We start from the raw sequence: 10,298 nt of genomic DNA, 5'->3' as shown, positions 1-10,298 counted from the left end.
GGTTCATCAATTTCGACATCAATACTAATGCCGGTGGTGGGATCAATGACGATAAAATCCGCCACATATTGTTTATCGGAATCTGGAATATCAAATGGTACACCGGCCTTGACTGTAAAGTGTTTCTTCAGCGTATCCTCGAATAATAATTCAGATGGGCCGGTGGTCGTGTTTTGTCTATTTTGTGGGGCCGGTTTTAACAATGATTGAGCCGTAAATTGTTTGAGTAGAGACGCTCCGCTGGAACGTCTGTACCCGTCGGCTTCTGAAGAAGGAGAGACGTTCCGGCTGAATGTCTCTACTGGGGGGGCCGGTTCCCAGTTATATAAACTTTCGTAAATTAAAATGCAGCCAATGAGCCCAGAAGCAATAATGGCTAATATTATAATGACCATAAGATGTACCTTCAGTATTAGAAGGACACTTATTCCCCCCAGACAACCCATTACGACAGCCCAGTACAGCCAGGCTAAATCATCTTTTTTCCTTACTTCTGTTTTCGTTATTAGGTGAATTCGATTTGTTTGTACTGGAGATAGCTTTTTTCTATCAGGGAGCAGCTTTTCTAAACTTTGGGGGATGATTACTACCGGGTACAGTTTTTTCATTACAGGGAGAAAAATTAGTATGTATTATTTATTTTATAAGCACTTATCTGGCTGAAAACCTATCGATAGACAGGGTTCAGGCTGTTGACTTTATGTTAAGCTAATTACAAACATTAGAAATTACCAAGGAAGCTATGATGGCTTTTAAACGCTCTTTTAGCGCCAGAACAAGCGAGTTTGATTTATTAACATCTTACCTAAACTCTTTATCACCAGATGAAGCAGTGAGAGTTATTCTACAGTTATTGGATAGTGGAATTTTTGAAGCAGAACACCTCCTGATAATTAGAGATAATCTACATGAGATAATGTTGGAGGAGGGCTTATCACCAACCACCGGCGATGAAGTAAGACCGATTATGCGCTTTCGCATTGAACATAAGCGAATTGACGGCAAAGTTTATATTTACTTGCGTTCGACGCGGCGTGATGTTCCAGATAAATATATTGGCAGACTGCCGTTAGAAATTGGAAAAACCTATCGAATGCAGCCGCGTGATGCTAAAACTTCTCTTGGTGAAAAAAATATTAAGATTTTGGAACTTTGTCTTCAAAATGATAAAGATATATTTTTAAAAGCAGAGGTTAATGGAAGTGTTACCTATTATAATTTCCCCGATTGTTTTAAGACAGCTTTTTCTAAAAAAGAGTGGCATTTTATAGAAATTGTGCCGGCGGATGGAGAAGAAACAGAACCCGCATTTCTCCCCCAAACCAAAGAATCCTCTGTAGACAAATCTATTGCATCAGAAAAAAGAATTTCTCAACCCAGACAAATAACTTCCTCTACCGCACCGCTTGAATTGTACCCTCAGCATGGTAAGAATAAAAATGAACATTCTCGTGCAATTGTTGAACAGTCTCGTGTAGATAAAGAGCAGAGCCATGCTCCTACAAGATTAGCTGAACATTCTCGTGTAGATAAAGAGTCGGTTCAAAAAACCTCTAAAAAGATAGATTTAACCCAGCAGCCTAGACCAAAAGTTATCCTTAACATTGCCCCAGAACAAACAGATCAATTTATTAAATGTTTGAAACAGTGGATTCTGCTTAGCGAGTTTCCGGTGACGGGTAAAAAATGGGAGTTAACCATCAATAATGATTTAGTAGTATTGTCAGATAAAATAGAGCGGACAACAATTTTAACTTACCGCAAAGATACTTATCAAATTAAATCATTTTATGGGGCCCGCGCTATTTTAGAATTAATGTCTGAAATTTCCTTTGCCGTTGCTAATTCTCCGAGCGTTGGTAATCTGAATTGTTCAGTAGCCCGCCGCTTCTTTATTCGTTTAGAAGCTTGTTCTAGGGCACTACCTGAAACTACAATACTTGCCTACTTATTTAATGTAACTGAGCAAAAGTAAGGAGAAAAATATGATGAGTCTAGCTCTTGATATCACAACGGCTGCCTTTTATTCCAATTTCCTCAAAAAGATGGGTGTAGGGAGTTGGTATTGGGATTTAGAGAAAGGCGATTTAAAATTGTTTGGAATCATCCAAGAATGGCTAACACCAGATGGATCAGAAAACCTGCTAAATCTTTTGCTGGACATGGTACACCCAGAAGATTATGGAATGGCCGAAAAACTGTTTAGCTCCCATAATGTTTCCAGTTTAGAAGAAATTGAAATTAGAGTATTTTATCAGGGAGTTTGGCATACTTTAATTGGAAACTCTGAAGTTTTTTATGAAGGACATACACCACGTTTTATTATGGGGATGGTAAGTGATATAACGACAACAAAACAAGCTCAAGAAGCTTTAATGACTTCTGAGGCTAAATGGCGAATGCTTGCCCAAATGAGTAGCGATATTTACCTGATTTTAGATGAAACATACTCTATTTGTTATGCCAGCAGTTCCGCCAAGCAATTTTTTGGTCAGCTATATGCGCCCGATATTAGACAAAATTTATTAGACTGGGTATGTTTGGAATCTCGGACGGCTGTTATATCCGCATTACAATTGGTGCAACAATTGCATGACTCGCCATCTCTAACAATAGAGTTTTGTGTGCGGAACGGTAAAGGAGAAAAACGGTATCTTGAAGCCGTTGTTTCTAACTATATAAACAATCGGTATGTCGCCGGTATAGCTTTGAATTGTCGGGATGTTACTCAGCGCTTCCTTGCTCAACAAAAATTGGCAGAAAGTGAAGCCATTAATGCCTCATTGATTAAAGCAGTTCCTGACATTTTAATTAGGCTAGACCGCGAAGGACGTTACATAGACTTTATTTCACCATCTGGTAAAACTCCTTATTTGCCTTTAGATAAAATCATTGGTCAACCCCTGACTGCCGTTTTACCGGCCCCAATTGCTACAAAAGCAATGGATGCGATAAATAATGCTCGTCTTACCGGCACTCCTCAAAAGATGGTTTATTCTTTAGAAGAAAATTCAAAGCTTTATCATTATGAAGCAAGGATTACTATGACTGATAATACGGAAGTTCTGGTGATTATCCGAGATATTACAGATGAAGCTGAATTGAGGCAAGAGTTTTTAAAGCATAAAAATTTATTACAAGCAGTGGTGGATAGGACAGATATTATCCTCTATGCCATAGATACTGATGGGATATTTACTCTATCAGAAGGGAAAGGGTTAGAACGACTAGGCTTAAAACCAGGCGAAGTTGTAGGGAAATCAGTGTTTAGTTTGTATAAAGAATACCCAGACGTTTTTTATAGCCTGAAAGAATGCTTGCAAGGCCGGTCGGCACAATGGGTTAGTAAAATAGGAAATCATGTGTACTCAAGTGTAGCCCAGCCAATTATTGATGATGTTGATAAGACGATAAAAGGAGTGGTAGGCTTTTCTATTGAGAAAACTGATGCCTATCATGCTGATTACCAGCTAAAAGAAACTGTTGATATTTTAAAACGGGAGCAGGCCAAATCTCGACTACTATCAAAATTAGCTACATCCTCACCCCTCAAATGTGTGGAATCTTCTCTTCTATTTGAGATAAAAAAAGTGTTAGATGCAAGCATTTGTTGTTTGTGGGATTCGGGTAATGGGGTCAATATCCAAGCTACTGATAATTTTCCCACCTCAGCGCCAATGAAACTAGATGTAGAGAGTTGTGGCCAATCTGAAAAATTAGAGTTTGTTGATGCCGGTGTTATCCGCTTTAGCTGTGGTAATGAGCGAACTAAGATGGTTTTACTGTTCTGGAAGAAAACACCTGATTGGGATACAGACACTCAAACTTTTATTCGCGCTCTTGGTTGTCTGCTGTCCCGTCTACTCTCCTGATACAATAAGCCTCTTGCAGAAGTCAATATTTGGCTTTTGGGGCTACGCATTTGCGTTTGAATTTATCAGTAAAATCATAGTTGGGCTACGCATTTGTGTAGCCAGACTATGATTTTTGCATGAGGTCTAATTAACGAGAGCACAGTTCTTTCCGTGTCCTGTCGCGTCTACTCCGTTGTTAAAAATGGTACGGGCTACCAGAACAGTTTTTCAAAGCTTCACCCCTCCCCTAATCGTAGGCTACATAAATTAGGACAGCCCTTTCCCTAATCGTAGACTACCTAAATTAGGGTTGGCCATACCTTAACTTTTTTTCGCCATGATTTAGGGTAGCCTTTTTCCTAACTCTAGGCTCCCTAAATTAGGGTTGGCCATACCTTAACTTTTTTAATGTCATAATTTAGGGTAGCACTTTCCCTAAGTCTGGGTTCCCTAAATTAGGGTTGGCCATACCTTAACTTTTTTACCGGCATGATTTAGGGTAAGTTTTATCCTAATCCTCCGCCAAATATCTAGGGTTTTAATGCCCTAAATTATTTCCCCTAAGTTTTAGAGCAGCGTATCCCTAAATCAGCAACAGGAATTTAGGGGGAAATTCCCTATATTTGCCCTAGATATTTAGGGTCAACAATTCTTAAATGCAGGATTAACGAACAGACACACTTACCATTAAACTAACATTTATGGCCCTTCCATGCTCTCTGAAACAAAACGTGGAACGCTTGTAGGGATTGGTTTTGGGACAAGTCAATATTTCTGAGGTTAGAATGTTGAAAAACCGGCTCCCCCGCTTCCTAAGACTAAAGATAGATGCTAAATTAGGGGTTACTTAGGGGACAACTTAGGGGACAAAACTTGATAAAATTTAGGGTAAAATTAGAGCAAAATTATTGGAAATAGTTAGGGAAGAATTAGGGGAAAATTAGGGTAATGTTTTTAACAATAGTTTACTAAAATTGCCTACCTTTTATTAGTTACGAGAAAATTAGGGTTTCTAGGAAAAAAGGCTATCCTCTAAGACATAGACAGGCTCTTGAAATAATTTACTGCTATCGGTAGATGGCACTCTTGAGGATTAGGAGTGATTCTAAAAACATTCATATTGATAGTGCGTGTTAGGGAGCACTTTATGATTTCAAAATTCGCTTCTTCTGGGGGTCGTGTAAAACCCACAAAACAGCTTTTGCAAACCAATGAATTACTGCTATTGGCGACAGTGTTGCTAATTCTGAACTTAGCAGTAGGAGGAGCATTTGCATCAATTTTGGTAGGCTTGTTTAGCCTTGCCGCGTTCTGGGGATTGCTGATTATTTACGGTAAGAAATCCCAATTTTTATCAGCGCAACATAAAATATTGATGCGCTATGGTTTATCTCCCAGTATATTCTTGTGGGTGTTTGCTATATTTTGGCTTGAGGTATTTTCTGCCCCAGCCGGTGCCCAATTTTTTACCGCAGCAGAAAGCTGGCTGTTAGGAGTTTTCCCTGGCGCAGAAACAGTTGTACCCATAGTTTTCAACGTATTGCGAGCATTATTCTTGCTTTATGTTGGCATTTCTTTAGTACAAGTTGTACAAGCAGCACGGCAAGATCAAGACTGGCAAACCTTAGCAAGAACACCCTTAATTATTGTCGTCGCTGTAACAGTTGCCGATGTTATTACCCAAGTGATTACTGGTGGTGCTGCTGCATAACATGAGTGAAGAAAAATCATCTTTTCGTAAAGTCAATCAAATGCTAGGTGCACAACCAAACTTTGGCCCATTTCCAGCAGATCAATTATTACCTTGGATTGCAATAGCCATGCTTTCCTACTGGATTTGTAAGCTTTTATTAGGCCTAAATTGGGTATGGACAGGCATAATAATGGCGTGGGGAATTTCTAGTTGGTGGGTACTGACAGGTAGCAAAGCATGGCGTTTTCTTTCCAAATTCCTGCCGGTGCCCACTTGGTCAAGAGGCTTTGCATTATATCAACGGGTTACTGTTAGAACCAAAGCGAGGAAATAATGGTAAAAATTGGCAAAAGGAAAGTAAAAACTGGCGAACAACAATCAGTACGACTGACACCAATAGAAGACGCCTCCGACTTGGTTTCTATGTTAAAGTTCGGCTTTTTTGGGGCCAACATTGGGGCGTATCTTTTACAAAAAGGTCAAAATGCCTTCAAAATCATTTTCGGTTTTGAGTGTCAAGGTGTCCATCCAACCCTACGTTCAGAAGAAATAGATCCAGTATTTGATGCACTTGAGGTTGGCTTAAAAGACATCCCACCCGGTGAAACCCTGACAGTAAATTTAGGCAGCTTTACAGACGATACCGACCGCCAGAACGAACTCAGACAATTATTTGATGGTGTTCTTAGCAATGAACTGCGGTATTTAGTAATGGCAGAACGAGCAAGAGTACGCCAGCTAAATGATAAAGGTATTCGCAAACCAAAATACCTCCGCCTCTACTGTTCATATACTGTAGACCCTGAATCATTTGGTGCGGCAGATCCCATCGAAAAAATGTTGCTGAAATCGGAAAAATCGTGGAAAAAGTTTACTGGTGAATATGACGAAATGCGCTTTTTCCACATCGAGCAAATTCTGCGTTCAGCCTACACAGATGGCTACCAATTATGGCAACAATTACTCTCTAATAAAATGGGATTAGTTGTTCGTCCATATAGTGAAACTGAATTATGGGAGCAATTGTGGAGCCGGTTTAATTCAACAGTACCCCGCCAAATTCCACAACTCGTAGTTTTAGATGAAGCTGGACTACGAGAGGAAGTGTACAGCGAATGGCATCCCGTAACCGTCTTAATGGAATCCCCATCTTCCGTGCCGGTGGCTGACCGGCAGTGGGTGCATTCTAATGGCAAATATATAGGGGTTCTCACCTTCCTAGAAAAGCCTGGAGGATGGCTTAATAAATCCCGCCAAATGCGCTATCTTTGGGAAGCCATTGCCAGAGATGCTGTCTACGATACTGAAATTGTCTGCCAGTTATCAAGGGCTAATGATAACTTGATTAAGACAAATATGCAACGCATTGCTAAACAATCAATAGCCGCCACTGAATTATCAGCAGAGAAACAAAGTGTGGATGTAAAAGCAATGCTGAACATCAAGAAATCGGTAGCCTCCCTTGAATCTATTTATGAGGGTGACGTACCAATTTATGTAGGGTTAGCTTTCCTAATTTACCGTGATACCCGCAGCAAACTCGATGATGCTTGTCGTTATTTCCAATCATTGTTTGTCTCACCGGCCTGGGTATTAAGAGAAACAGAATATCCTTGGAAAGTATGGTGGCAATGTCTGCCGATAGTATGGGATAGATTACTGGCAGTCCCTTTCAACCGACGCCAACTTTATCTATCAGGAGAAGCCCCTGGCCTTATCCCGTTTGTGCGTACCAAAGATGCTGATAAAACTGGGTTTGAATTGGTAGCAGAAGAAGGGGGGACACCCGTCCATATTGACCTCTACAAAGCTCATCGTAATGTAGGTTTATTTGGGACAACTCGTAGCGGTAAATCAGTATTAGCCTCTGGCATAATTACTCATGCGTTAGCGATGGGGATGCCCGTTGTAATCCTAGATTATCCTAAACCAGATGGGACATCAACATTCTCAGATTACACCCGTTTCTTAAGTAAAGAAGGCGCTTATTTCGATATTGGTTCTGAGGCTAATAATCTTTTTGAATTACCTAATTTAAAAGGATTACCAGACAAAATGCAGAAAGAACGGATGGATGATTACCTAGACTTTCTGCTCACCGCTTTACAGGGAATGGTACTCGGAACAAGGGCCGGTCAAACAGAAAATACAGTCTTGGTAGACACTATTCGCAGTGTATTGGGATTGGCATTAAAAGCATTTTTTGGTGATGTACAAATCCGTGACCGCTATGCCGAAGCCTTTAAATATGGGTTAGGTTCTGCTGAATGGCAAACAATGCCAACATTAAGCGATTTCATTGGTTATTGTTCACAAGAAAGACTGCGATTAGATGCCGTTCCTGGGGATACTAAAACAGCAATTGAGCGCATAAAATTGCGATTGAGATTCTGGGAAACTTCCAGAGTAGGGAAAGCCATTGCTCAACCTTCTACCTTCCGTACAGATGCTCAATTGCTGGTATTTGCACTGCGGAATTTATCAAATGATGAAGATGCTGCAATTATTGCCCAATCTGCATATTCAGCAGCATTAAGAAAAGCATTGTCAGCACCGGCCTCAATTTTCTTCATTGATGAAAGCCCCATTTTGTTTGAATTTGCTGCGATTTCTAATTTAATTGGTCGGCTATGTGCCAATGGTGCAAAATCAGGAATTCGAGTAATTTTATCAGCACAAGACCCGGATACCATTGCTAAAAGTCCAGCCGCCGCCAAAGTTTTCCAGAATATCAACACTCGTCTGGTAGGCAGAATACAACCCTCCGCCGTTGATAGCTTTGTCAATATTTTGAAATATCCCAGAGAAATTGTTGGCAAAAATGCAACAGAGGCATTCTTCCCAAAACGAGAAGGGATTTATTCAAAATGGCTGCTAGATGACAATGGTAGCTATACCGAATGCCGGTATTATCCAAGCATTCAATTGTTGGCAGTAGTTGCTAATAATCCTTCCGAACAACAAGCCAGAAATGAAGTAATGAAACAATACCCTGATAAGTTTATTGCTCTCACTCAATTCTCTCGTCAATTAGTACAATCACGTTGAGTAATTTTCATTACTTTTACTCAATTATCTCGTCAGTTAGTACAATCGCGTTGAGTAATTCTCATTACTTTTACTCAATTCTCTCGTCAATTAGCCCAATCACGTTGAGGTAAAACCAATGGCTAAGCAAAATAAGTCAAAGTCTAATTCTAAGTCTAATGTTCCCCCAGCGCCGGTGGTTAAAACAACTTCAATTCGTACACAGATGGTTACTAATACGGTGAAAGTAGCGGTAACTTTAGTAGCAATTCCAACAATTGTAATTTCGCCATTGATGCTTGAGGAGGCTTTTGCTCAAACCAATCAGATGACGCAGCAACAACAGGGTAATCCGTTAGAGCAAATTGTACAGCAATTTAACCAGCAAGTGAACGCAATTCAAGATTTTGTGAATGATACACTTAACACAAAACTGCAACAAATTGCTCAATCATTAAATGCTGATATTGAAGCTGCTGTCAATGGTGCAATTGGGTCATTAGGATTACCAGACCCCCAACAATCTCGCACTGATATTGAGGGTATGTTGGGGTTAAATGATTCTCAACTGTTTTCTTCAGATCGTGTGGCTAATGAAATAGATCGGCAATCTACCCGTGCTAACGCTGCTCAAACATTATCAATTGAAGGGCAACAACAGCAACAGCAACAAGTAGCGGCTACCCAAAATTCTGTTAATTCAGTAGGTAGTTTAAGCCAACAAGCACAAGATGATGTAGTTACCCAAGATGTAATGAAAAGAATGGCTGCTCAAAATCAAGAGATTAGTGCATTATTGGGAGCACAAAGAACTGATGCTCTAAAATCGCAACAATCCCAAGATTTAGCAAACGTCAATCTTACCAATATCTCCAGAGCAGTTGATAGCCAACGCCAACAACAACAAAGTGAACTAGGGGCTGCCGGTTTACAAAATTTGGAAACTGCTTCTAAAGCCCGCTTATTTTGAGGAGGATCGCTGTGTTGTTCATGGTTTTAGCACAGATTGGTAGTGGCTCTTATGGGGAGTCAGCAGCCCAAATTACAGAGGATTCAGCCGTAGCCGCAGAAGCCATTGCTGAAGCCATGAACGGCCTCTGGGAAGATGTTTTAGGTGGGGGATTGTATGCAGCAATTGCCAGATTAGGAGTGTTATTTGCTGTGGGGACATTGCTCTTATTTATGGTGCAATGGACGAGACAGATGATAGATGGGGGGAATGGTAATCAAGCAATTGCTGAATTAATTTGGCCCCTAATTGTAATTGTTTTTCTTGCTAATAATGCCATAGTTTTAGCAGATTTTACCAGGGGGATGCGGGCCATGATTAATCAAACAAATCAAGCATTATTAGAATCAACTTCCGCATCTGTTCGATTGCAAGAAGCTTACCAACAAGTAATGGCAGAAACGGGTGCAGCGGATGCTATTCGTGGCCAACTTGCTCAATGTGCCGGCATAGCAGATCCAACTCAACAATCTGATTGTGTGCAGCGTGTTCAACAACAAGCCCAACAAGTTGCGCCCCAAAATCAATCAGAAGGTTTCCAACAATGGGTATCTAATGCTTTCGATGGTCGCTTTATTTTATCTCAGATTAATAGCGCAATTCAGATGGCGATACGCGGTTGGTTAATATCATTTTCAATTGCTTTTCAGTGGGTAGTAGAAATTTCGTGGTTACTTACTGCTTTACTTGGCCCTCTAGCGGTGGGTGGTTCATT

At 40.4% G+C, this 10,298-nt stretch carries 7 protein-coding genes and 1 pseudogene; 7 read left to right on the top strand and 1 reads right to left on the bottom strand.

The genetic code is table 11. The features are described 5' to 3' along the window. A pseudogene (locus tag NG798_RS25825) lies at window positions 1-395 on the bottom strand (hypothetical protein); the annotation flags it as partial. A gap of 347 nt (window positions 396-742) precedes the next feature. Between NG798_RS25825 and NG798_RS25820 the strand changes: the two are divergent. From NG798_RS25820 to NG798_RS25790, 7 genes are all read left to right on the top strand, one after another. Continuing rightward, entirely contained in the window at window positions 743-1,975 is a 1,233-nt protein-coding gene (locus NG798_RS25820) for a hypothetical protein (RefSeq protein WP_261226598.1), read from the top strand. A gap of 10 nt (window positions 1,976-1,985) precedes the next feature. Continuing rightward, on the top strand, window positions 1,986-3,872 hold the full coding sequence (locus NG798_RS25815; protein WP_261226597.1) for a PAS domain S-box protein: 1,887 nt from the start codon (window positions 1,986-1,988) through the stop codon (window positions 3,870-3,872). A gap of 1,129 nt (window positions 3,873-5,001) precedes the next feature. Further along, the gene (locus NG798_RS25810) at window positions 5,002-5,565 is read left to right on the top strand and encodes a hypothetical protein (RefSeq protein ID WP_261226596.1); all 564 of its coding nucleotides are present in this window, start codon (window positions 5,002-5,004) and stop codon (window positions 5,563-5,565) included. 1 nt (window position 5,566) lies between these two features. Beyond that, complete coding sequence (locus NG798_RS25805; RefSeq protein WP_261226595.1) at window positions 5,567-5,881, top strand: hypothetical protein; 315 nt, start codon at window positions 5,567-5,569, stop codon at window positions 5,879-5,881. Next, window positions 5,881-8,595 (top strand): hypothetical protein, encoded by a 2,715-nt coding sequence (locus NG798_RS25800; protein WP_261226594.1) that lies wholly within the window; start codon window positions 5,881-5,883, stop codon window positions 8,593-8,595. The genes NG798_RS25805 and NG798_RS25800 overlap by 1 nt, the downstream gene beginning before the upstream one ends. A 118-nt stretch (window positions 8,596-8,713) precedes the next feature. After that, window positions 8,714-9,544 carry a hypothetical protein gene (locus NG798_RS25795; RefSeq protein WP_261226593.1) on the top strand — a complete coding sequence of 277 codons (831 nt, stop codon included), beginning with the start codon at window positions 8,714-8,716 and terminating at the stop codon, window positions 9,542-9,544. Between the two features lie 20 nt (window positions 9,545-9,564). After that, a partial coding sequence (locus NG798_RS25790) for a hypothetical protein (protein ID WP_261226592.1) occupies window positions 9,565-10,298 on the top strand: 734 nt, incomplete at its 3' end.

The sequence above is a fragment of the Ancylothrix sp. D3o genome, from assembly GCF_025370775.1.
Taxonomy (GTDB): domain Bacteria; phylum Cyanobacteriota; class Cyanobacteriia; order Cyanobacteriales; family Oscillatoriaceae; genus Ancylothrix.
This window is presented reverse-complemented; position numbering and strand designations above follow the sequence as displayed.

Bases quoted from the DNA above. Each gene is read 5' to 3' on its own strand.
- NG798_RS25795 (WP_261226593.1), top strand. From the start codon at position 8,714: ATGGCTAAGCAAAATAAGTCAAAGTCTAATTCTAAGTCTAATGTTCCC.
- NG798_RS25810 (WP_261226596.1), top strand. From the start codon at position 5,002: ATGATTTCAAAATTCGCTTCTTCTGGGGGTCGTGTAAAACCCACAAAA.
- NG798_RS25800 (WP_261226594.1), top strand. From the start codon at position 5,881: ATGGTAAAAATTGGCAAAAGGAAAGTAAAAACTGGCGAACAACAATCA.
- NG798_RS25805 (WP_261226595.1), top strand. From the start codon at position 5,567: ATGAGTGAAGAAAAATCATCTTTTCGTAAAGTCAATCAAATGCTAGGT.
- NG798_RS25820 (WP_261226598.1), top strand. From the start codon at position 743: ATGATGGCTTTTAAACGCTCTTTTAGCGCCAGAACAAGCGAGTTTGAT.
- NG798_RS25815 (WP_261226597.1), top strand. From the start codon at position 1,986: ATGATGAGTCTAGCTCTTGATATCACAACGGCTGCCTTTTATTCCAAT.